The organism is Bradyrhizobium sp. CCBAU 53415 (genome assembly GCF_028128735.1).
Classification (GTDB): Bacteria; Pseudomonadota; Alphaproteobacteria; order Rhizobiales; family Xanthobacteraceae; genus Bradyrhizobium.
In genome coordinates this window covers 71479-94228 of the sequence record NZ_LBJF01000024.1, presented here as the reverse complement: position 1 = coordinate 94228, position 22750 = coordinate 71479, and the positions used below count along the sequence as shown (strand labels likewise).

16 protein-coding genes and 1 pseudogene are annotated in these 22750 nt (G+C 63.8%); 7 read left to right on the top strand and 10 right to left on the bottom strand.

The genetic code is table 11. The features are described 5' to 3' along the window. Positions 1–83: 83 nt before the first annotated feature. Positions 84–1295, bottom strand: coding sequence for a glycosyltransferase family 87 protein (locus XH87_RS18695; RefSeq protein ID WP_271588397.1), 1212 nt, complete (start codon positions 1293–1295; stop codon positions 84–86). Between the two features lie 59 nt (positions 1296–1354). After that, on the bottom strand, positions 1355–2866 hold the full coding sequence (locus XH87_RS18690; RefSeq protein ID WP_271588396.1) for a hypothetical protein: 1512 nt from the start codon (positions 2864–2866) through the stop codon (positions 1355–1357). Between the two features lie 417 nt (positions 2867–3283). On the opposite strand from XH87_RS18690, the gene XH87_RS18685 reads away from it, so the two are divergent. Then, complete coding sequence (locus XH87_RS18685) at positions 3284–3448, top strand: Flp family type IVb pilin (protein WP_035704673.1); 165 nt, start codon at positions 3284–3286, stop codon at positions 3446–3448. A gap of 239 nt (positions 3449–3687) precedes the next feature. On the opposite strand, the gene XH87_RS18680 is transcribed toward XH87_RS18685, so the two are convergent. The 3 genes from XH87_RS18680 to XH87_RS18670 all read right to left on the bottom strand — a co-directional run bounded on the left by XH87_RS18680 (position 3688) and on the right by XH87_RS18670 (position 7327). Continuing rightward, positions 3688–5184 (bottom strand): hypothetical protein, encoded by a 1497-nt coding sequence (locus XH87_RS18680; RefSeq protein WP_271588395.1) that lies wholly within the window; start codon positions 5182–5184, stop codon positions 3688–3690. A 546-nt stretch (positions 5185–5730) separates the two neighbouring features. Further along, complete coding sequence (locus tag XH87_RS18675) at positions 5731–6408, bottom strand: hypothetical protein (protein ID WP_271588394.1); 678 nt, start codon at positions 6406–6408, stop codon at positions 5731–5733. Positions 6409–7003: 595 nt separating this feature from the next. Beyond that, on the bottom strand, positions 7004–7327 hold the full coding sequence (locus XH87_RS18670) for a hypothetical protein (protein ID WP_271588393.1): 324 nt from the start codon (positions 7325–7327) through the stop codon (positions 7004–7006). 467 nt (positions 7328–7794) lie between these two features. Between XH87_RS18670 and XH87_RS18665 the strand changes: the two are divergent. Both XH87_RS18665 and XH87_RS18660 read left to right on the top strand, forming a co-directional pair. Continuing rightward, positions 7795–8568 (top strand): annotated as a pseudogene (locus tag XH87_RS18665) (M23 family metallopeptidase); the annotation flags it as partial. A gap of 317 nt (positions 8569–8885) precedes the next feature. Beyond that, positions 8886–9566 carry a helix-turn-helix domain-containing protein gene (locus XH87_RS18660; RefSeq protein WP_035704676.1) on the top strand — a complete coding sequence of 227 codons (681 nt, stop codon included), beginning with the start codon at positions 8886–8888 and terminating at the stop codon, positions 9564–9566. 153 nt (positions 9567–9719) lie between these two features. On the opposite strand, the gene pyk is transcribed toward XH87_RS18660, so the two are convergent. Beyond that, positions 9720–11156, bottom strand: coding sequence for a pyruvate kinase (gene pyk, locus XH87_RS18655; RefSeq protein ID WP_271524342.1), 1437 nt, complete (start codon positions 11154–11156; stop codon positions 9720–9722). Further along, a complete protein-coding gene (locus XH87_RS18650) occupies positions 11153–11743 on the bottom strand; it encodes a DUF1036 domain-containing protein (protein ID WP_271588392.1) in 591 nt (196 codons plus the stop codon). The genes pyk and XH87_RS18650 overlap by 4 nt, the downstream gene beginning before the upstream one ends. Positions 11744–11910: 167 nt before the next feature. On the opposite strand from XH87_RS18650, the gene XH87_RS18645 reads away from it, so the two are divergent. The 3 genes from XH87_RS18645 to XH87_RS18635 all read left to right on the top strand — a co-directional run bounded on the left by XH87_RS18645 (position 11911) and on the right by XH87_RS18635 (position 14555). After that, the gene (locus XH87_RS18645) at positions 11911–12222 is read left to right on the top strand and encodes a DUF1244 domain-containing protein (RefSeq protein ID WP_035704682.1); all 312 of its coding nucleotides are present in this window, start codon (positions 11911–11913) and stop codon (positions 12220–12222) included. A 210-nt stretch (positions 12223–12432) separates the two neighbouring features. Beyond that, on the top strand, positions 12433–12705 hold the full coding sequence (locus tag XH87_RS18640; protein ID WP_035704684.1) for a DUF2312 domain-containing protein: 273 nt from the start codon (positions 12433–12435) through the stop codon (positions 12703–12705). Between the two features lie 83 nt (positions 12706–12788). Then, complete coding sequence (locus XH87_RS18635; RefSeq protein ID WP_271588391.1) at positions 12789–14555, top strand: adenylate/guanylate cyclase domain-containing protein; 1767 nt, start codon at positions 12789–12791, stop codon at positions 14553–14555. 47 nt (positions 14556–14602) lie between these two features. Here XH87_RS18635 and XH87_RS18630 read toward each other — a convergent pair whose 3' ends face one another. The 3 genes from XH87_RS18630 to XH87_RS18620 form a co-directional block, all read right to left on the bottom strand. After that, positions 14603–16261, bottom strand: a complete 1659-nt coding sequence (locus XH87_RS18630) for a DUF882 domain-containing protein (protein WP_271588390.1) — start codon at positions 16259–16261, stop codon at positions 14603–14605. Positions 16262–16532: 271 nt separating this feature from the next. Then, complete coding sequence (locus XH87_RS18625; RefSeq protein ID WP_271588389.1) at positions 16533–18737, bottom strand: L,D-transpeptidase family protein; 2205 nt, start codon at positions 18735–18737, stop codon at positions 16533–16535. Positions 18738–19085: 348 nt separating this feature from the next. Continuing rightward, entirely contained in the window at positions 19086–20582 is a 1497-nt protein-coding gene (locus tag XH87_RS18620; RefSeq protein ID WP_271588388.1) for a sigma-54-dependent transcriptional regulator, read from the bottom strand. 127 nt (positions 20583–20709) lie between these two features. Between XH87_RS18620 and XH87_RS18615 the strand changes: the two genes are divergently transcribed. After that, positions 20710–22632, top strand: a complete 1923-nt coding sequence (locus tag XH87_RS18615; protein ID WP_271588387.1) for a M3 family oligoendopeptidase — start codon at positions 20710–20712, stop codon at positions 22630–22632. The last annotated feature ends 118 nt before the right edge of the window (positions 22633–22750 follow it).

The window sequence follows — 22750 nt, the reverse complement described above, 5'->3', positions numbered from 1 at the left end:
GCGGTGTGCCGTGTCTGCGTCGCATTTGGAAGGACCGGCCGCCGCCCGGATCCGGACGCCTGCCTTGAGCCCCAGCCGCGGGCCTAGTCGCAAGCTGTCGATCGAATTGAGGAAAGCGGCGGAATTCCCGACTCGCGCGACCTCGCCCGGCCATGCACCCTTCCGAAGACGAGGCCGATGAGCGCGATGGTGAGGAGCGGTGATAGACGTCCCGCAGGTACATAAACCGCCGGGCTGAGCAGCGGGACCATCCAGATGCCGAGCCCGATCAGCCAGTCGAGAAGGCGCGGAGTATCGATCGATGCCGCAAGCCACAGCACCATGGCGACCGCCAGCAGCGTCGCATCATAGGGGCCCGAATGCGGGGCCGCCAGCACGGTTGCCGCAAGCAACACGATCAACTTGCTGTCGGTATTGAGCGAGGAGCGAAACGCCACGAAGGTCGCCGCCGCGCTCGAGAGGATCGCGCCCAATTGCAGTATCGAGGCCAGCCGTTCCGGCATGCCCAGCAGTACCGCGCAGGCCCACACGCTGTGACCCCAGATGCGGCCATAGGCCAGCCATTTCTCATCGGGGCTGACCAGATTGTTGAACGCCTGCGGTATCCATCGAATCCACAACTCGATGCCAAAAATCATGGCGCTCGCGAGCGCCAATGCGAATGCCGAGCATGCAGCCGCGCACAGGCCGCGATATTGGCGCAAACCCAGCAGCGCGAACGGAACGAGCAGAAAGAATTGCGGCTTGAAGCTCAGGAGTCCGAGGATCGCGCCACCAAGGAGCGGCCGCGGTCGGAGCAGCCTCACGCCCGCCACCAGCAGTGCGGCGACGAGGAAGGCGCATTGTCCATCGGCCAGATTGAGCGATGCGGATGGCGAGACCAGCACGGCCGCGATGATGTAGGGCGTCAGTTGCGGCAACTCGGCGCGGTTGCGAAGCGCCCAGGCCAAGAGGCCTGCGGTCGCAGCCTGGAATGCAACGTAGGAGCCGACAAATCCGAGCGGAGCGAACGGCAGCAGCAGAACGAGAAAGCTGGGCGGATAGAACCATGGGCGGAACTCCAGGGGCACCGTGAGCCATGATGCGAACGACTGGTTGAGGTGCGCGGTGAATGCCTCGCCATCGATGACCAGCGCAAGGTTGCCGGCAAGCATCGATCTGACGGCGGCGTAGAACACCATCCAATCAGTGCCGGGGGCGATGTGGTTCAGTCCGATCCAACCGGGATGGACGAGGGTGGAGATCAGGATGCCCCAGCCGAACAGCACTGCGATCGACAAGGCGGGCAGGAACATGAGGGGGATTTGGATCCAGCGACGCGCTGGAGCCGGCATCGGCGGTTGAAGGGACATGCTCATTTGAAAGCATCCTTCGGGGTTTCCGCTTCCGGCGCCCCGCCGGCCTGCGCGCCGGTTCGCACATGGATCACTGCGATGTCATCCGAATAGATTCGCTTCCATCCCTTGAGCTGATCGAGGATCTGCGGGCCCGGTGCATCGGCGACCAACAGCGTTGCGTCGATCCTGTATTCGTCGAGCAGGCGCGGCAGCAGCTCGGGCTGCTTGCCTTCGGTCGCCTTGAAGAAGTCCATGACGAATTTCTCGCCATAGAGCTCGGCGCGGCCGTCGACGAAAACAGGGATATCGCGCGAGATCAGGTAGCCGCCGAACTGGTAGGCGTTGAAGATGCGCTGCGCCTTGCGTTGCTCGAGCACGTCGACTGCCGCGACCGGCGTCTGCGTCATCGTGAAGGCGAAGCGGTGGTGCCCCATGTAGAGCGACGTCGAGGTCCAGCCCGCCGCCACGATCATCAGCGCGCCTGCTACGGTGACATAGCGGGCCGGCCGGCGGTTGGCACCGGCGGCGTCGGGCGCCGCGCGCGGGAACATCTCGCCGAGCGGCTTGGCCAACACCAGCGGCACCAGGAACGCGAATGCCTCGATGCTTCTGACGTGGGTCAGCGCGCTCCAGGTCAGGAACAGGATCAGGAAGATCCGGGGCGCCGACAGCACCAGGCCGCGATAATAGCCGAATGCGATCAGGCCGAGCAGGGCGCCTTCGAACGAGGTGAACGTGGCGAAGTTCGCCGGCATCCATTCGAAGATCAGCGACAGCAGCTCGCCGAGGCTGAGGATGTTGGCCGCGCCCAGCAGCGTCCGCCAGCCGTACGGCGTGCAGCAGCTCGCGATCAGCGCGCCGATTCCGAACAGCACCCAGCGCATGAACAAGGCAAGCCGCCGTCCCTTCTCGGCGTGCTCGACCGCCTCGAGCGAGATCGGACCGATCAGCGCGAGGCCCAGCACGAAGCCGCCATGCAGGTTCGCCCAGAGCGCCATCAGCGGCAGCAAATGCCAGGAGGGTGCGCTCCTGCGGTCGGCGGACGCCATCAGCAGGCCGACCCACGCCACCATGACGGGCAGCGCCAGAATATGCGGACGCGCCAGCACGTGATGGACCGACAGCAGCAGCGCCAGCATCGCGAACAACACGGCGCGCGGTGCCTCGATCTGCGCCTCGAGCAGATAGACGAAGATTGCGACGGCGAGCGCGACGGCGACCGCGGTGAGGATGACGGGACCTGCCCAGCCCCATTGCGCATGGGAGAAGGCGAACGCTACCTGCGACAGCCACGACGTCGAAATCCACGGCGCGCCCGCTCGCGTGAAGGAATAGAAGTCGGTGGTGGGCATGGCGCGGTGATCGAGGATCCATTGCCCGATCTTGATCTGCCAGAACGAGTCTGAATCCTGAAGCAGCGTGTCGCCGAGATAGAGGAAGAACAGATAGGCGCCGGCACCGACGCACAGTGGCACCAGAGCCCGCGCGCGGCTCTGCACGGCGATGCTGCTGGCAAAGGAAAGGGACATGCCGCCTCGTCGTCCTGTTGTTCTTGTCGGTCCGCGCATGATCCGGACCCGGAAAGTCGCGCCTGCGCAAAATGTGCTGCGATCTTCCGGAAGGATCATGCGCGAACGATAACCTGACACGCGATGAACGATTCATCTCATCGCGCGTCGGTTCGAGCGGGCGGCATTGGACCACGACGGTCATAACTTCCGGTAAACCGTCCGCGGCAGGCCGGCTTCATGTCCTGACAATTTAACGGACTGTTTTGGATTTCGATTTACCATCAGCGAATACAAGCAAACCGCCCGATGTTTACGCAGTCGAATTAACTGCGGCGCAATTCTTTGCCTCTACGTTCGGTTCCATGGTCGGGCGGCGCTGGGAAGCCGAAAAGACCAGATCAGTTGTAAGCCTCGTGTACCCATTTGGAGCACTCTATGAAGAACCTCGTTGCGCGTTTCGTGAAGGATGAATCCGGCGCCACCGCCATTGAATACGGCCTGATCGCTGCCGGCATCGCGCTGGCGATCATCACCGTCGTCAATAACCTCGGCAGCGCGCTGAACACCAAGTTCACGTCGATCTCGACCAGCCTCAAGTAAGGCCGGGACGACCTCTAGAATTTTCGAGAGCCCCGCCCCTGGCGGGGCTCTTTTTCGTAGGAGCGCCAGCAGCCGGACGAGCGGTCAAGGTGCATGGTTCAACGCGCCCGCTTTGGCAGGCGCCTTGTGATGAACCTCGGATACCCGCCGCAAAAGCGACCTGAAGGCCTGCCGCAGCCGGATGCCGCGAAGGATGGCCGAAAGCGAGCTTTCCGCTCGCATGCGAAGGACCGCGAGAGCTAACGGCCTTGTCCTGGCTCACCGGAAGGCAGCTGCGCCGGCGCGTCGTCGCGGACGTGCACCACGGCGATGTCATCAGCATAGAGCCGCTTCCACCCCGGCAAATGGTCCATGATTCTGGCGGCGGGAACGGTGGTGTTCAGCAACGTCGCGTCGATCCGGTAGGTCTCGAGCAGGCGCAGCAGGGTGTCCACGTTCTTGCCCTCGACGGCATCGAAGTAGTCGAGCACGAACTGCTCTCCATACAGCTCGGCGCGGCCATCGATGAAGCTCTTGATGTTGCGGGTGATCAGATAGCCGCCGATCGGAGCGGTGCTGAAGATCCGTTGCGCGTGCCGTCTTTCGAGCAGGTCGACTGCAGCCGCAGGACTCTGATTGCCGATGAAGGCATACCGGTACGGCGTCGCATAGGTGCGTGTGATGCTCCAGCCGGCAACAACGATCACGAGTGCCGCCATTGCGGTCATTGCAAGGGAGAGCCGCGGCTGTTGTGGCACAGCTCTCGTCGATCCCAGCTGCTCGGCGAACGGCTTGGCAAGCACGAGCGGGGTCAGGAGGGCAAAGACCTCGATGTTTCTGACGTGGGTGAGTGCCGCCCAGATCAGGCCGAGCAGCAGGAGGATGCGGGTCCACCGCAGCGTCAGCCCGCCATAGTAGCCGAAGGCGATCAAGCCGAGCAGGGCGGCTTCAAACAGGCTGAACGAGCTGAAGTCGGCCGGCATCCACTCCCAGATCAGCGAGAGCAGCTTGCCGAGGCTGAGGATCTTCGTGGCTCCGAGAAGCGTGTCCCAGCCATAGGGCGTGCAACAGCTCGCGGCGAGCGCAGCGAGTCCGAACAGGGCCCAGCGCGCCGCCAGTGCAAACCGGTCGCTGCGACCGGCGGCTGCGATCGCATCGAGGCCAATGGGTCCAATCAGGGCCAGTCCCATGACGAAGCCGCCGTGAAGATTGGCCCACACAGCCATCAAAGGCAGCAACAGCCAGGAGGGCGCCGCGCGCCGATCGGCCGCCGCCAGCAGCCCGCCGACGAAGGCCAGCATGACGGGCAGGGCCAGCATGTGCGGGCGGGCGAGAACGTGGCCGACCGACATCGCGAGCAGCGGGGTCAGGAGCAGAAAGGCGCGCGCTGGCTCCAGATAGGGCGCGAGCAGGTGCACGAAAATCGCCGCAGTCGCACCGATCGCGAGCGATGTCAGGATGACGGGGCCGGACCAGTTCGATGGCTCGTAGACAAGCGCGAACAGGACCTGCGACAGCCATGAACTCGAGATCCAGGCCTCGCCGGCTCGCGTAAACGAGTAAATATCGTTGTAGGGCAGCGCGCGGTGTTCGAGGATCCACTGCCCGATCTTGATCTGCCACAGCGTATCGGAGTCGCGCAGCATGATGTCGCCGATGCCCAGAAAGAACACGTAGACGATGGCACCGATACAGAGCGGCATGAGCCAGCGCGCAACGCTGCGGACCGGAACGCTGCTGGTGACGGAAATCGACATTGCACTCTCGGAGTTGAACCACCACGCACAACAGCGCATCAGAACCTGAGCATGATCGCCTTTAAGTTGGGGTAAACTGCACTGGTTTTCCGCATCAGCCGGTGCAAGGATGCGTTTACTATCTGCTCCCACGCAGCTCGGAGTTGCGTGACGCCCATATGCTCATTTGCATCCTTGTCATTCACTCTGAATGGTTGTTCAGTCCTTGCGGGACGATTTGCATCTATTCAAGTATATCCCCAAGGACCTTCTGTGCGATCCTGTCCGATACGCTTTGGATAAGATTTGCAGGTGGAGTCTCTCCAAATCGAGTCCCATACTGAGCGGCAGTAAATTGCCGCACAAAGGCCGCAGCACTTCCGACGTTCTCATTTATATCTGCGGCCCCCCGCATCCATTGTATCGATGCCTGAGACACTCCTTCGCCGCCATCCGCGAAACTAGCAGCGAGCCGGTAGGCCGCTGGAAAATTACCGGCCGTCACAAGGGCCTGAATTTGGGAGAGTTGATCCCCATTATATGTGAACATATGTAGCCCCCTTTGTTCTATCGGCCGCCAACGGTCATGGACGAAATGAACGCCTCAACCTGCTGTAACATGCGCGGCCAGACACGCATCGGCTTCTCGGAGTCGAGTACGCCTAGGCTAATGCCCGAGCCGTCGGGCAGCCGCCCCCGAATCGTGCACCGTGCACTTGGTTGCTGGGTTGCAGCGGGTCCGCATTCTGCATTGACTATCGAGCCGAAGAAGATCGGCTCTGTCGAAGTGATCTCAACTAGTTGGCCCCGAGTGATTGTTCGAAACAAACCGTCCGGCGTTGTTTGGCCACCTTCAGCAACAGGCTTAATTGCGCGAAACGATCTATGGATACCCAGAGGGAAAATGCCCACGAGTTCTGCGCGGTTGGCATCCTGGCGCGCCCAGGCGGAGAGATGTTTGGCTGGAAAGGCAATACGATCAACGACCGCGGGTGGGTCTTGCGAATGTTGACAATATTGCTTAGCGCGGACGCCGTTCGGAAAATAATCCCGAGTGGGTAACGCCTCTTGTGGCGAATAATCTGGTTGGAGCGCAGCGGGAATACGATATTCAATCCCGTTCAACTGCAGTCTAACTGGATCAGCACGTTCGCAAGTAGCTTGCCCAAATGCGTGCGCCACCTCGAGAGATAAGCCAAGTACGACAAGAATAATGCAGGTGGACAGGCCCATGAGCCGCTTCATGTCGCACGCTCCGTTCGCGCATGAGAGCGACGTTCGCAGCTTGTCGGCCGCGAAGGGCAGTTGGAACTCCCAGCATTGCTAAGTGATGAATCGGCAGGATGGCCTGGGTAAGCGCGCGACGAGCGTACACTGCGACAACTGACACCGATCGTATTGCTAATTCCAGCCACTCTACCAAAGTCCCCGGAAGCGTTGACGGCCGCCACACTGCATGGCAATTAAAATCAACGCTCGGTTGCAGAGCCTACAGAATAACTTATGGATGTAAAGTACTGTCGCACAACTAGTTTGGTTTCACGCTGCGGCATGGGTGCTCAGGAAAACGCCGAAGAATAGAATCAAATCTTGAGCTTGAGATCGAAGTGCTTGAAAGCTGTGGAGTTCGATCTGCTCTTCGAGAGAACGGTAAGTGCGTCGATGACCGCAATGAGCAGCAAATAGCATTGATGCGCCTTCTTGCGGCATTTTGCCGCCAACTTTGATTCCTTCGCGAGTCTCTCGCTAACTCGGAGACTATTGGATGCCCAAGGGCGCTGAACGATTCGGAACACGGCGAGGTCGACAACTTGGCCGGACGCGCAAATGTCGGGCAATGCTAAGGATCTGGCGGCACCGACATGAATGGTGACGCGAACGAAGCGGGCTCCTTTCGATTGTCTTCTGCGGTGACCTGCTCTCCAAGACTAAGAGTCAAACACTCAGGGCGGCCCCAGTGAAGATCAAATTGCACGTACCAAGGCCGCTCGTCGGCGCCTTCATAGCGATTATCATGGGAGTGCATGCGGTCGATCAGCTGAGCCAGTGGTACTCTGCTGGAACGCTCTGGGCGAATTTTCGTAGCAGAGGCGAGCGCAGTAACTATCAGTTGATCACGTTTAGCGACCATCCATTCAACTTCGCTGGCTTGTTTGGGCTTCATCTGCTGTTCATCCTTGTAGGCTGCTTGGGATGCGTTTTCTTCGCACGAGAGATACGGCCTTGGCTGAAACAGCACAAACCCGGCAGATAGGATCGATCGTCGCCTTCGCGGGCTGATCCTCACCGGTCCAGGTGGCTTCACAGTGTGCTGATGTTGGCGATGGTTCTTGGGACATCAGTAATGAACCTCGCGCTTCCGGACTACGCTTTGTCGCGCACCCCTTCATCAGAACGGACAGATCGGATGAGAAGGTTTGTGTCTGCCTCGGCGCTTTGCGCGGCCATGACTTGCGCGACCGCATCCCGCAGCTCCGAGCCGCAACTGTTTGCGTGGCCGGTTGCCTGCAACCTGGGAACGACGTGCTTCATCCAAAACTACGTTGACCATGATCCCACGGAAAAGACCTTGGACTTTCGATGCGGGCACCGAACATATGATGGTCACGATGGCACCGACATCCGGCTACCGATTTGGATGTTCAGAGAAAAGGCGTCGAGGTCGTGGCTGCCGCTTCGGGGCGCGTTGCTCACACGCGCGACGGCATGGATGACGTATCGGTCAAAGCCGTCGGCAAAGCCGCAATAGCCGGCAAGGAATGTGGCAACGGCGCAGTCATCGAACATGGAAATGGCTGGAGCACGCAATACTGCCACATGGCCAAGGGCAGTCTCAGAGTAAGGCCCGGTGACAGCGTGAGCTCCGGGCAGGCACTTGGGCTGGTGGGTCTGTCCGGAATCACCGAGTTTCCACACCTGCATTTTACGGTGAGGCATGACAGAACTGTGGTGGATCCCTTTGCTGAGGCGGCCGCGAAAGGCGAATGCAACGTCGGTCGTTCGCTGTGGCAGTCCACGCTAGACCCCGTTTCGAACTATCGGCCGACCGAGATCATCAATGCCGGCTTTGCTGACCGAGCGGTCACCATGGACGAGATCGAGACCGGAGAGATCAAGCAATCTCCGCCTAGCTCTCACTCTGCCGCTTTAGTTGCATATGTTCGCGCAATCGGGCTTCAGGCGGAAGACGAGCAAGCTATTGAGCTGAGATCGCCTCAGGGACAAGTCATCGCTGAGTACCGAGCACCAAAGCTGCCGCGAGACCAAGCCCAGTATTTTATCGCGGCCGGAAGGAAGCGGGTAGGCTCCGTCTGGCCGCTTGGCACGTACACGGCAACTTTCATTCTTCGCCGAAATGCTGCCGAGATCGAGCGGAGATCCTTCCAGGTGGAAATCGCGCAGTAGCAGTTCTTCTCCCCGGTCCCAGCCATCTCTCCAATCCGCCTGTCGACAAGTTCCCGCCAATGGTGGGCTCGATGCTCTCACGGGCGGCATTTTCGCTCTTCAGCAAGCTCGGTCGCGAGATGGGGCGAGCAAGCCCTCGTCGGCCTTCGCGATCGGAGTGGCGCTCCAGCCCGCTCGCGATGACGCTTCACGCATTTCCCATCTTGTCATTCACCCTGAATAGTTGTTCAGTCCTTGCGGGGCGATTTGCATCTATTGAAGAGACGACGCATTCGGCCGCGGGGCGTGCGGCCGGCGTGTGGGACAGGAAGCGCGCCATGGTTTATCGGCGGACGCATCAAGTGGTTAAGCGCCTTGCGGCGCGGCGCAGCGCGATTTTGGCGGCGGCGCGGGAAGCGGCGGCGGAAGGCGGGATGGCGGCGGTGCAGATCGCGCCTGTCGCGGTCCGGGCCAATGTCGCGGCTGGCACCGTCTACCGCTACTTCCCCTCCAAGGCCGAGCTGATCTCCGAGCTCATTGCCGAGGTCTCCCGCGACGAGCTTGCGGCGATCCGCCGGGCAGCTGATGCCGCGCCGGGCCCGTCCTCGGCGCTGGCGGCGGCCGTGACCACCGTGGCGGTCCATACCCTGTCGCAGCGCAGGCTGGCCTGGGGCATCCGGGCCGAGCCTGTCGACGTCGATGTCAGTGCCTCCAGGCTTTCCAGCCGACGCGAGATCGCTGGCGAGATCGCCTCGCGGATCGACGCTGCCGTGCGCGCAGGCCATCTGCCGGCGCAGGACACCGCGCTCGCCGCCACTGCGCTGCTCGGCGCGCTGCACGAGGCCCTGGTCGGGCCGCTCGCGCCCGACAATCTCGATGATCCCGTCAAGATGCGCGACGCGGTGCAGACCGTGACGCTGCTGGCGCTGCGCGCCGTCGGCGTCCTGGACGCCCGCGCCCGTGGCCTCGTGGTGCAGCAGACGCTGCTGCCGACGACGAAGGCGCTGGTTGGGGCGTAAAAATCGGGCACGCGGTCGAGGTGGAGACCTGATCGCGCTCAGGCCGTTGTTCGAGCTGGCCTTTTCGAGAAACCCCGGCAACTCCGCCAAGCCGGCCGGCTACTGTGCATGGGGTTGTTTTTCGACTTTTTGTTTTGCCAGCGCGCTGGCGGCCTACATGTTCGCCTCGCCCTCGGGGCCGACCGAGGCGATGCGCACCATGTTGGTGGTGCCGGGGATGCCGAGCGGCACGCCGGCGACGATGATCACACGCTGGCCGGCGCGGACGAAGCCGTCCCGGAACGCGATCTGGCCGGCGCGGCTCACCATGTCGTCCTGGTCGCGCGCGTCCTCCGCCACCACGCAATGCACGCCCCAGGCCACGGCGAGCCGGCGGCCGGCACTGATGTTCGGCGTGATTGCCACGATCGGCGGCTTCGGCCGCTCGCGCGCCACGCGCACGGCGGTCGAGCCCGATGAGGTCCAGCAGATCAAGGCGGGCAGATCGAGCGTCTCGGCGATCTGCCGGGCGGCGTCTGCGATGGCATCGCCCGCAGTGGATTCCGGGGCAGGGCGCTGGGCCATGATCACCGAGCGGTATGTGGGGTCGCGCTCGACCTCCTCGCCGATGCGGTTCATGGTCGAGACCGCCTCGACCGGGAATTTGCCGGCCGCCGATTCCGCCGACAGCATGATGGCGTCGGCACCTTCGTAGACGGCGGTGGCGACGTCGGAGACCTCGGCGCGGGTCGGCACCGGCGACTGGATCATCGATTCCAGCATCTGGGTTGCGATCACCACCGGCTTGCCGGCGCGGCGCGCCATCCGCGTCATCTGCTTCTGCAGACTCGGCACGCGCTCGAGCGGCAGCTCGACGCCAAGATCGCCGCGCGCCACCATCAGCGCGTCGGAGGCCTCGATGATGTCGGCGAGGCGGTCGATCGCCTGCGGCTTCTCGATCTTGGCCATCACGGCGGCGCGGCCGCGGATCATCTTCTTGGCCTCGATGACGTCGTCGGCGCGCTGCACGAACGATAGCGCGATCCAGTCGACGCCGGTGACGAGGGCCGCCTCGAGGTCGGCGCGGTCCTTCGGCGTCATGGCGGAGACAGGCAGGTCGGTGTCGGGCAGGCTGACGCCCTTGCGGTCGCTCATCTTGCCGCCGACAACGACACGCGTCACCGCATGCTCCTTCGAGGTCTCCTCCGCGATCAGCCGCACCTTGCCGTCGTCGAGCAGCAACGCATGGCCCGGCCGCAGCGCAGCCAGGATCTCCGGATGCGGGAGATGGACGCGCGTGGCATCGCCCGGCGTCTTGTCGGAATCCAGCGTGAAGGTCTGCCCGTTCTGGAGCTGGACCGCCCCTTCGGCAAAGGAGCCGAGCCTCAGCTTCGGACCCTGAAGGTCGACCAGGATGCCGATCGGCCGGCCATAGCTGCTCTCGACGTTGCGGATCGTCGCCACCAGCTCCCGCATCTTGTCGTGCGGGGTGTGGCTCATGTTGATGCGGAACAGGTCGGCGCCGGCCTCGAACAGGCGGCGGATCATCGCGAGGTCCGAAGAGGCCGGTCCCAGGGTCGCGAGAATCTTGATACGGCGAAGACGCCTCATGGCTTATTTCCAGACGGGGGCGAGGCAGCTGGCGGGAGGCCAGGCGCGGGGGGCGTACCACCGGGCGGACTATTGGGCAAACCCGGAACGCCGCCCGGGCCAACCGGACCGGGCAGGCCAGGTACGCGTTGCTGCGTCGGCTGTTCGTTGGCGTCGGTCAGCTGCACCGTCCACGCCCGCTGCTCACCGGTGTCGACCTCGAAATAGCCGGTCCGGTCATAGCCGCGCGCCAGGCAATCCTCGGTGCCGCGGATGGTGAACTCCTTGTCGCGCGAGCACATGAAGGCCTGGCCCGACCATTCGCCGCCGCGGTCATAGTCGATGGCATAGATGTAGTAGTAGCGGGCGATCAGCGTGCCCCGGAGTAGCGTTTCACAGGAACGCGACGAAATGTTCCACCAGCCCTCGGTGGTCCAGCCCTCGGCATCCTTGTAGCCGAGCGCAATGCCGACCCGGCTCGCGGTGTTGTTACAGAGGCGGAAGTCGGCCGCCGCCGGGCTGGCGCAAAGGCAAAGCAGGGCGACCACCAGCACCGGGACCAACCGGGCGAGCAGGCGAAGCGGGAAGCGGGGAGATTCGGCAATCATTGTCGCGGAAGCTATACCAGATCATTGACGATTTGGCGTTGGGCCGGGGTGCGCCCTGAAACCGGGCTTTGGCCCGTTTGCACCGCGATATGGCAAAATCTGTGACAGGACCCCACCTGATCCCGTAAGGGTGACCACCATCGGGGCGGGCCTTAAGGAAGACAGTCATGGCAATCGACGACAAAACCAGAATGGAGCTTGAGGCGGCGGCTTTTCGGCGCCTGGTCGACCATCTGCGGAGCCGGACGGACGTCCAGAACATCGATCTGATGAATCTGGCGGGCTTCTGCCGCAATTGCCTGTCGAACTGGCTCAAGGACGCCGCAGACGCCCAGGGCGTCGCCTTGAGCAAGGACGAGAGCCGGGAGGCCGTCTACGGCATGCCCTACGAGACCTGGAAATCGAAATACCAGGGCACGGCCACGCCCGAGCAGATCGAGGCGATGAACAAGGTCCATCCCCACGGGCATGGGCACTGACGAGCTGGTTCGCGCCCCCTGCCGTTCAGGCCCCCTGAGTCGCACCACACAACAGCTTTCATTGCCTCGGCGCAGGAAGGTGTGGGCGCGCTGTGGACGAGCGCGATGCCGGCTTGAACGCAAGCGGCGCCAACCCTAAGGGTCAACCCAGCACGCGCGGTGAGGGATGCCGGCGTCACCTCGTTTTGCCAGTTCCATTGGGAGTACAAGATGGCCACCTCCGCCGCCGTCCGCGACGACGAGCCCGCGACGAAATTTGCCAAGGACCAGCTCAAATCCATCATCGAGCGCATCGAGCGGCTGGAGGAAGAGAAGAAGGCGATCGCCGACGACATCCGCGACGTCTATGCCGAGAGCAAGGGCAACGGCTACGACGTCAAGGCGCTGCGCACCATCGTGCGGCTGCGCAAGCAGGACCCCAACGAGCGCGCCGAGGCCGAGACCATTCTCGAAACCTACATGCAGGCGTTGGGCATGCTCTGAGGCGTATCGCCCGGGCGTTGCCGTTCATCACGCTTGGGCAGAACCTCTGCGTCTGCTAGAATGCTCGGTGAAGAGACCGAGCAATGGATGTGCCGGGACCAGAGCGCAGGCTCGCCGCGGTCCTCGCCGCCGACATGGTCGGTTTTAGCCGGCTCATGGAGGTCGACGAGGCCGGCACCCTCGCGCGCCTCAAGACCCATCGGGTCGAACTCATCGATCCAGCCATTGCCAAGAATCGCGGCCGTATCATCAAGACGACCGGCGACGGCATGCTCGTCGAATTCTACAGCGTCGTCGACGCCGTGCTTTGCGCCGCCGAGGTTCAGCGCCGCATGGCGCGGCGCAATGCCGACGTCCCGCCGCCGCGGTGGATACAATTCCGCATCGGCATCAATCTGGGCGACATCATCCTCGATCAGAACGACATTTTCGGTGACGGCGTCAACGTCGCGGCGCGACTGGAGGCGCTGGCCGAGCCTGGAGGGGTCTGCGTTTCAGGCGCGGTGCGCGATCAGGTTGGCGACCGGCTGGACGGAGTTCAGTTCGACGATCTCGGTGAGCAGAGCGTCAAGAACATCGCGCGCCCGATCCGCGTCTTCCGCATTCGGCTGGCGGAGGGGCCTGCAAGCCTGCCCGACGGGGCGAACGCTGCTCCGACGCCACCGGGTGTCTCGAAGAAGCCCTCCATCGCCGTGCTGCCGTTCGCCAATATGAGCGGCGATCCGGAGCAGGAGTTCTTCGCGGACGGTCTCACCGAGGACATCATCACCGAGCTTTCGCGCTTTCACGACCTGCTTGTCATCTCCCGCAACTCGACATTCGTCTACAAGGGCAAGGCCGTGAAGGTCCAGGACGTCGGCCGGGAGTTCGGAGTTGACTATGTCATCGAGGGCAGCGTGCGGAAGGCCGGAGGGCGCGTCCGCGTCACAGTGCAGCTGATCGATGCGGAGACCGACCGCCACATCTGGGCCGAACGCTACGACCGCGAGCTCCAGGACATCTTCGCCATTCAGGACGAGATGACCCGCGCGATCGTGGCGACGTTGCCGGGACGGGTAGAAGCCGCAACGCACGACCGCACCAAGCGCAAGCAGACCGACAACATGCCCGCCTACGAATGCGTGCTGGCTGCCAAGCTCCTGCATCACCGGTCGACCCGCGACGACAACGCTCAGGCGCAGACGCTGCTCAACCGTGCGCTGGCGATGGATCCGAACTATGCCCACGCCCATGCCTGGAAGGCCTGCGTGCTCGGCCAGTGCTGGATTTATGGCTGGTGCGTCGACCGCGAGGCGACCTTCGAACAGGTCGCTTCGGAACTCGAGATTGCGCTGGCTCTCGACGACAACGACGCGGACGTGCACCGGATTCTCGCCGCGCTCAATCTGACGCATCACGATTACGAAAAGGCCGCCTATCATCAGGAGCGTGCGCTCGCCCTCAACCCGAATTATGACCTGGTGGTCGTGCAACAGGGAGAGCTCCTGACCTGGCTGGGCCTGCCGGAGGAAGGCATCGACTGGATCAGGAAGGCGATGCGCCTCAATCCCTATCATCCCGAGCGCTTCTGGAGCCATCTGGGCCGCGCTTACTATTGCGCGGAGAAATACGCCGAGGCCGCGGAGGCATTTTCAAGGATCACGCGCGCCGACTATACCCACCATGCGTTCCTGGCGGCGACATTCGCGCAGATGAAGAATGCGATCGCTGCCGGCGCTCACGCCGCCGAGGTCTTGAAGCGCGAACCGGGGTTCTCGGTGGCAGCCTATCTTGCGACGCTGCACTACAAGCGCGAACTCGACCGGCGGCGCCACGAGTCTGGCCTCCTCGCAGCTGGCCTGCCGGCTTGATAAATCCGAACGAGGGAAAGCAGAAAGAACCTTGCTGGACCCGGGACTCAGCGCAGCGAGGCGGTGCGCACGACGAAGGACGTCGTCTCGAGCTTTGCAGTCGCGCTTCCCGAGAAGCTGTCGCAGGACAGGCCCTGCATCGGATCGTCGACAAAACCCATCGCGACGACTACTCGCGGCTTGACGAAATAGGCACGCAGCGCGACCGTGTCGAGCTCGCCCATCAGCGTCACCGACATCGCGCGACTGGCGCTCGGCGACAGCATCACGATCTTGAGCCAGATGCTCTCGCCCTTGGCCGCGGAGATGCGGGTGGCAGTTGCGATCCTGCCGTCGATGCTCTTGCCGACCACCGTGTTGATCTCCGTGGCCTGAGCCATGCTGCGGGAAGCCGCGGGGCGGGCGGTGCGCGGGATCGGTGCGGAGGCGGCGACGACATTGGCGCGGTCAACCGGGGAGGCGGCCGGCGCGTAAGCCAGTGCCTGGAAGGCTGCGTTGGACACGCTCGCAGTTGGTTGCGGATCGGTGGCGGCGGAGGCCAGCGCCTGGCGCGCCTTCAGCGCTGCGACCTGCGCCGGCGTCGCCTGCTGCGGCGCGGCCGGGACATCATCCCAGAAGCCGCGGGCATTGATGATGTCGGCCGGGGTCTCCAGCTTGCCCTCGACAGACTTGCCCTCAACAGACTTGCCCTCAACTGGCTTGCCGGTCGCCGGCTTGTCGGCCACGGGCTTCGGCTTGGGCGGCGCAACGATCTGGGCATCGGCCGAAGCGAGCTGCAGGGTTGCGGCGATTTGCGGCTTGGCGCGCGGCGTCGGCACCGGCTCGGCGGGCTTGGCGGCGGCCGCGACCACGGTCGGCGTGGACGGCTTCGCGGCCGTTGCGGGCGCGCCCTCGTCGTCCTCGTCGCTGCTCGCGGCGGTGGGAGTTGGCTTGCTCCTGAACAAGGCGGCAAAGAAATTCGGCTTGCTGCCGGCATCGTCGCCGCTGCCGCGCCGCTCGATCTCGGCCTTGGCCAGCTCATAGCCCTTCAGCGGCACGCCGTCGGTCGGCAGATGCACCGTTTTGCCGTCCGGGAAGACGCGGGCGAGCTGGTCATGCGTCATGCGCGGCCAGTGCCGGATGCTGCCGGTGTCCAGATGCACGAAGGGCGAGCCGGAGGTCGGATAGAAGCCGACGCCGCCACGCTGGAGGCGCAGGCCGGCGAAGCGGATCTGCTCCAGCGGCACGCCCGGAATGTAGAAGTCCATCGCATGTCCGAGCATATGCTGGCTGAAGCGCGCCACACCGGAGGAACGGCGGCGGAGCATGGCGTTGGTGGCGGGGGAGCGATAGGAGGAAATGATCTGGATCGGCTGCTTGCCGTCGACGTCGCGATAGACTTCCCAGAGGATGTCGAACAGGCGACGGTCCATGACCGTCTCGTCCTGGGTGCGCCAGTCGCGCAGGAAATGGTTGAGCTGCTTCAGCGCGGCTTCGTCATAGCGGCCGTCGCGCTTGAAGGTGACGGTGAGGTCTTCGCCGGAATGGGTGTGGTGGAAGGAGAGCGTCTTGGTCTCGTTCAGCGCCGCGGCGTCATGGACCGAGCCGGCGGCGGCGAGCAGCAACACGGAGGCGAGGCCGATCCGGGATCCGGCCTTCACTCCCGCATGGGACAACGACAGCACAGCGAATTGGCGTGCGAGACCAGTCAGCACGTATGAGCCCACCCAGTCGACGAGCGTTCAAAATGGACTCTCCCGCCAACCCCGTAGCAGCGCGAAGAGGATGAACGCTTTCTTAAAGCAAGAAGGTTAATTCGAGGTTGACCTTCCCGCCCCCAAACCAAGTCAGAACACGATCCTAAGCGGTTGACTGTGGCAAAAAAACGCCCGCTGGCCGGGGCCCGGACCGCGAATGGTTAACGCTAAGCGGCCCCATCCAGAGGGCGGGGCCGCTGTTTTATTGCAGAATTCTTGTAAATTAGGCGCTGAGCCGGGCTCAGCGGGTAAACACCCGCTGGGGACGACGGCCGACCGGCGCCGGCGGCTGGGCCGGGGTCGGCGCTCCGAACAGCCGCTCGAAGAAGTTTAGTCCGGACGAGCCGCCGCCATTGTTGGCGATCGCCACGCCGGGGGGCAACGTCGTCGCCGGCCGCGAATAGCTCGGTTGGGAATGAGCCACGACGGCCTCGAGGTCCTTGCCCCGGTTGTTCTTCAGGATGTTGATCATGGTCGCGTCGCGGCCATAGACGTCCTTCCGGAATTGCAGCTTGCCGGCGTCGTCCACGAACGCGGTCTGATAGGTGATGTTGACGGGGATCGGGGTCGGGAATTTCAGATCGATCTCGCTCTTGCCGTACATGCTGCGCACGCGCTCCGGCGTGTACTTCTCGTTCGGCATGGTGATGTTGAGCAGCACGGAGGCGTACTGATCCGGATTCTGCACGCGCATGCAGCCATGGCTGAAGGCGCGCTCGTCCCTGGCGAACAGGTTCTTGTCCGGCGTGTCGTGCTGATAGACCAGGAACTTGTTCGGGAAATTGAAGCGGATGCGGCCGAGCGCATTGGCTTCGCCGGGCGGCTGCGAGATGTGCACCGAGCCGTCGCGGTTCTGCTCGAGCTTGAGGCCCATGCGCTGAAGCACGGTCGGGTCCTGCTGCAGCGCCGGCAGGTATTCGTTGTAGACGATCGACGGCGGCACGTTCCAGGTCGGATTGACCGTGATGTACTTCATCGTCTCCGTGAGCAGCGGGGTCGCATGCGTGCCCGGCTTGCCGGTGACGACGCGGGTGGTCCAGACCTGCTGGCCGCGCTGCATCACCTTGAGCGTGTAGTCGGGAATGTTGAGGATGACATAGGCATCGCCCAGCGAAGGCGCGCCGAGGTCGCGCGGCAGCCAGCGCCAGCGCTCCATGTTGACCACCACCGTGTCGATCTGCTTGTCGCGCTTGGGGGTGTTGAGCGCCTTGACCGTTCTGTCGTCGAGGATGCCGGTCGGCTTCATCTCGGCGTTGCGCTGGAACTTGCGGACGGCTTCGGCGACGGCGGCGTCGTAGCGGATGTCGCCGGCGTTCTCGGCAAGGCCGAGCTTGGCGCGGAGTTGCGGCACGCGCGGATCTTCCACGACGATTTCTGCGCGCTTCTTGCTGGCCGCGGTGTACTTCAGCGTCGGGCCGTCGGCGATCTCGATCACCGGGCCGTTGCCCTGGCCGCGCAGCTCGGCGAGCTTGGCCTTCAGCTCCTTGTAGAGCTTGTGCGGCGGGTTGTAGCTGTCGAGCGCCGCGGAGGCGTCGGCCGCGGTCGTGACCTTGGCGAGCACCTCGTTGGGGTCGACCGGATGTTCGGGATAGAGAATGTCGCCGCTGACCTGCGACCAGTGCATGCGGCCGCTCTGGGCATGGCGTGCATAGTCGAACATGCTGGCGGTGAGCTTCAGCTCGGCATCGGCCAGCGCATCGGGCGTGGTGGCGCTGGCGAAATCCGGCACCGGATAGTCGGCGGGGTTGAGGCCGTCGGAGGCCGCGTCCTTCAGCCGTGCGATGACGCCCTTGGCCGCAGGGGTCAGGTTGCCGGCTTGGGTCCAGACCGGCGCGAAATCGCGCGCGCCGTAAAACTTCTCGATCGCCGCGCGCTCGTTCTTGCGGTCGAAATGGCGCGAGGTCTTGGCGCCGATGATGTCCCTGAGCTTGTCCGCGACCGGCTGGTCGGCGGCGGGCACGTTGCTTGCGGCCTTCACCGGCTCGGCGGCGGGAGTTGCGGCAGCAGGTGCAGCGGGAGCTGCCGGCGTGGCGGTCGCGGTGTCAGCCTTGGCAGGCTCGGTCGTGGCAGGCTCGGTCGTGGCGGGCTCGGTCTTCGCGGACTCGCTCTTCGATGCTTCGGGCGCAGGTGTGGTGGTGACGTCGGACGGTTTGGTCTCGACCTTGTCCGGCGCCGGCGCGCCGTCCGCCTTGACGGACTCCTTCGCGATTTCCTTGGTCGGATCCTGCACCGTGGCGGTGGTGTCGAGCTTGATGTCGGCTGCAGTGGGGGGTGGGACGTTTGCCGGCTCGGGGCGCGGGATCGCAGCTTCGATCGCGAGCTCGGCGGCGCTGCTGCGCGCCTGATCCTGAGCAAGGGCCGAGCTGGCGGACACCGCGAGGAAGGTCGCCGCAACCGTCATCAAGACACGGTCAAAGCCCGCACGGTGGTTCAAACAGTCACGCATTGTGTCGCACCCCTCGGGTGAACTGTCCCTCGTGGAACAGCTTCGTTATCGCCTATTGGTGAGTTTCGGCTAACCGCGCCGGCCTCTCGAAAGTTGCACGCCTGCACGCAACGATTCCCTACGCAGACGATATACAGGCCCCGATTTTGCGGCCAGCGCTACCCGGGACAACTCACGACAAACTGACTTCAAGGGAGCCTCTTGGCAACGGATTGTGCGCTTCTGCCACGCGCTTTTCCCTCTGTCTGTCACTTCCAGGTCACGGTTCAAGTCGCAGTCGATTTTGTCGTCATGCGAATGGCTTAGAGCTGTCTCGCACCGTCGCGCGAACCCCCGTTCGCACTGGGCTCAGTGCGTCTCCTCATCGCTTTTGCCGCCATGTCCGGGAACCCCGGCCTCGTCGAGTTTCCGGTAGAGCGTCGACCGGCCGATCTTGAGGCGGCGAGCCACTTCGGACATCTGGCCGCGATAGTGCGAGATTGCGAAGCGGATGATCTCGTTCTCCATGTCTTCCAGCGAGCGGACGTCACCGGTCGCGGTGAGCATGGCGAGAGTTCCCACGGCCGGGAGCGGCGCGATAGGTATTTCATTACCTGATATCACGGAAGGTATCGCCGCCGGCTCAAGCATCAGCGGGGCGGTTGGAAACTCCGTGACGGGATGCGGCTGCGAGGTGAGCAGGGGAAAATCGCCAAGGCCGAGCTGGTCGCCGTCGCTCATCACCACGGCGCGGTAAACCGCGTTCTCGAGCTGACGGATGTTGCCGGGCCAGTCGAGCTGGGCAAGCTGCGCCATCGCCTCGCCGCTGATGCCGGTGATCGGGCGGTTCTCCTCGGCGGCAAAGCGCGCCAGGAAATGCCTGAGCAGATGCGGGATGTCCTCGCGCCGGGCGCGCAGCGAGGGGATCGTCAGCGGCAGCACGTGCAGGCGATAGAACAGGTCTTCCCGGAAATGTCCCTGCTTCACCCGCTCCAGCAGCTTGCGGTTGGTTGCCGAGATGATGCGGACGTCGACCTTGACCGGCTTGCGGCCGCCGACGGCCTCCACGGCGCCTTCCTGGAGCGCGCGCAGCAGCTTCACCTGTGCGGTCAGCGGCAGCTCACTGACCTCGTCCAGAAACAGCGTGCCGCCATGGGCCTCGACAAACTTGCCCGTGTGCCGCTCGGTGGCGCCGGTGAACGAGCCCTTCTCGTGGCCGAACAGGATGGACTCGACGAGGTTGTCGGGAATGGCGCCGCAATTGACCGCGACGAACGGCTTGGCCTTACGTTCGCCGCTGCCATGGATGGCGCGCGCGAACATCTCCTTGCCGACGCCGGACTCGCCCTCGATCAGCACGGGGATCGCGGAGTTTGCCGCCTTCTGTGCGGCCCGCATCACCGGGGTCATTGCCTCAGCGCGCGTGATGATGTCCGAGAAGGTCAGCCGGCCCTCGCGGCTGTGGCGGATGCGCTGCAATTCGCCCTTGAGCGCAGACGCGTTGAGCGCGTTGCGCAAGGAGACCTGGAGCCGCTCCACGCCCACCGGCTTGACGACGAAATCGGCCGCGCCCGCGCGCATCGCCGAGATCACATTGTCGATGCCGCCATGGGCGGTCTGCACGATGACGGGGATGCTCAGGCCGGCTTCGCGAATCTTCGCCAATACGCCCATGCCGTCGAGGCCGGGCATCACGAGATCGAGGATGACGCCGTCGATGACAGGTCCGTCGGGGGCGGTGAGGGCGGCGATCGCGGCGTCGCCGGAGTCCACGACGACTGTCTCATAGCCGCATTTCTGCACCATGTTCTCGACCAGCCGGCGGGCTACAGCGTCGTCGTCGGCGATCAAAATACTGGCAGCCATGGTGTTCCCCGCACGCTACTACTATCTGTCTCGAATCGGGGCACTCTGGCCGAAGCCGATTAACGCACTCTTAAACCTTGATGCCCCCGCCCGCCGCCGCGACTGTTGAACACAGGTTTCCCACACAATGAATTCGCGCTCCAAGTCCGCTCTGACAAAGTCTGCTCTCCGCAAGCAAGCCACCAAGACATCCGCTGCCAAGAGATCCGTCGCCAAGAAATCCGTCGCCAAGAAACCCGTCGCCAAGACCCGACCCTCCAAGCCTGCGAGCAAGACCGGCAAGCTTCCGGAGTGGAACCTCGCCGATCTCTATTCCGGGATCGACGCGCCGGAAGTGGCGCGCGATCTCGAGAAGCTGGATGCCGACTGCGTCGCCTTCGAGACGGACTACAAGGGCAAGCTGGCGACAGGGACAGCAAACGAAGATGGCGGAAAATGGCTCGCCGAAGCCGTGCGACGCTATGAGGCGATCGACGATCTCGCCGGCCGTCTCGGCTCCTATGCCGGCCTCGTCCATGCCGGCGACAGCGTGGACCCTGCGATTTCAAAGTTTTACGGCGACGTGTCCGAGCGCCTGACGGCCGCGTCGACGCATCTTCTGTTCTTCGCGCTCGAGCTCAATCGGATCGATGACGATATTTTGAACCGCGCGATGCAAGCCGCCGGGCTCGCGCACTACCGTCCCTGGATCGAGGATCTGCGCAAGGAGAAGCCGTACCAGCTCGACGACAAGCTCGAGCAGCTCTTCCTGGAGAAGGCGCAGACCGGCTATTCCGCCTTCAACCGGCTGTTCGACCAGACCATCTCCGGCCTGCGCTTCAAGGTCGGATCCAGGGAGCTCGCGATCGAGCCGACGCTCAATCTGCTGCAGGACCGTGACGGCGCCAAGCGCAAGAGCGCGGCCGAAGCGCTGGCGAAGACCTTCAAGGCCAATGAGCGCACCTTTGCGCTGATCACCAACACGCTCGCCAAGGACAAGGACATCTCCGACCGCTGGCGCGGCTTCAAGGACGTGGCGGATTCCCGCCATCTGAACAACCGGGTCGAGCGCGAAGTGGTGGATGCGCTGGTCGCCTCGGTGCGCGCCGCCTATCCGAAGCTGTCGCATCGCTATTATGCGCTGAAGGCGAAGTGGTTCGGCAAGAAGCGGCTGGCCTATTGGGACCGCAACGCGCCGCTGCCGTTTGCGGCGACCGACGTCATTGGCTGGCCGGAGGCGCGAAGCATGGTGCTGACGGCCTATCGCGGCTTCTCGCCAGAGATGGCCGACATCGCCGAGCGCTTCTTCGCCGACCGCTGGATCGACGCGCCGGTGCGGCCGGGCAAGGTGCCTGGGGCGTTCTCGCATCCGACCACGCCGTCTGCGCATCCTTACGTGCTGATGAACTACCAGGGCAAGCCGCGCGACGTGATGACGCTCGCGCACGAGCTCGGTCACGGCGTCCATCAGGTGCTCGCCGCGAAGAACGGCGCGCTGATGGCCCCGACGCCGCTGACACTGGCGGAGACCGCGAGCGTGTTCGGCGAGATGCTCACGTTCAAGCGGCTCCTCGCCCAGACCAGGAATGCGAAACAGCGCCAGGCGCTGCTCGCCGGCAAGGTCGAGGACATGATCAACACCGTGGTGCGACAGATCGCATTCTATTCGTTCGAGCGCGCCGTCCACACCGAGCGCAAGAACGGCGAGCTGACCGCGACGCGGCTCGGTGAGATCTGGCTGTCGGTGCAGGGCGAGAGCCTCGGGCCCGCGATCGAGATCAAGGCGGGCTACGAGAACTACTGGATGTACATCCCGCACTTCATCCATTCGCCGTTCTACGTCTACGCCTATGCCTTCGGCGACTGCCTCGTGAACTCGCTCTACGCCGTGTACGAGCATGCGGCCGAAGGCTTTGCGGGGCGCTATCTCGACATGCTCGCTGCCGGCGGCACCAAGCACTATTCCGAACTGCTGCGGCCGTTCGGGCTCGACGCCAAGGATCCCAAATTCTGGGACGGCGGTCTTTCGGTCATCGCCGGCATGATCGACGAGCTGGAGGCGATGGGCTGACGCGCGCGGGGGAGGCCTGACGCGCGGCTTTGCGGCTCAGATTGGCGGCTCAGACGTTGATTGCCAGATGCGGCGCCGGCGCCGGTTCCAGCCGGCGCCGTACCAGCTTCGCGGTGGC

Coding starts and splice junctions, on each gene's coding strand:
- XH87_RS18645 (WP_035704682.1), top strand. CDS start 11,911: ATGGCAATCGACGACAAAACCAGAATGGAGCTTGAGGCGGCGGCTTTT.
- XH87_RS18620 (WP_271588388.1), bottom strand. CDS start 20,582: ATGGCTGCCAGTATTTTGATCGCCGACGACGACGCTGTAGCCCGCCGG.
- XH87_RS18690 (WP_271588396.1), bottom strand. CDS start 2,866: ATGTCCCTTTCCTTTGCCAGCAGCATCGCCGTGCAGAGCCGCGCGCGG.
- XH87_RS18640 (WP_035704684.1), top strand. CDS start 12,433: ATGGCCACCTCCGCCGCCGTCCGCGACGACGAGCCCGCGACGAAATTT.
- pyk (WP_271524342.1), bottom strand. CDS start 11,156: ATGAGGCGTCTTCGCCGTATCAAGATTCTCGCGACCCTGGGACCGGCC.
- XH87_RS18695 (WP_271588397.1), bottom strand. CDS start 1,295: ATGTTCCTGCCCGCCTTGTCGATCGCAGTGCTGTTCGGCTGGGGCATC.
- XH87_RS18670 (WP_271588393.1), bottom strand. CDS start 7,327: ATGAAGCCCAAACAAGCCAGCGAAGTTGAATGGATGGTCGCTAAACGT.
- XH87_RS18675 (WP_271588394.1), bottom strand. CDS start 6,408: ATGAAGCGGCTCATGGGCCTGTCCACCTGCATTATTCTTGTCGTACTT.
- XH87_RS18625 (WP_271588389.1), bottom strand. CDS start 18,737: ATGCGTGACTGTTTGAACCACCGTGCGGGCTTTGACCGTGTCTTGATG.
- XH87_RS18685 (WP_035704673.1), top strand. CDS start 3,284: ATGAAGAACCTCGTTGCGCGTTTCGTGAAGGATGAATCCGGCGCCACC.
- XH87_RS18650 (WP_271588392.1), bottom strand. CDS start 11,743: ATGATTGCCGAATCTCCCCGCTTCCCGCTTCGCCTGCTCGCCCGGTTG.
- XH87_RS18635 (WP_271588391.1), top strand. CDS start 12,789: ATGGATGTGCCGGGACCAGAGCGCAGGCTCGCCGCGGTCCTCGCCGCC.
- XH87_RS18615 (WP_271588387.1), top strand. CDS start 20,710: ATGAATTCGCGCTCCAAGTCCGCTCTGACAAAGTCTGCTCTCCGCAAG.
- XH87_RS18660 (WP_035704676.1), top strand. CDS start 8,886: ATGGTTTATCGGCGGACGCATCAAGTGGTTAAGCGCCTTGCGGCGCGG.
- XH87_RS18680 (WP_271588395.1), bottom strand. CDS start 5,184: ATGTCGATTTCCGTCACCAGCAGCGTTCCGGTCCGCAGCGTTGCGCGC.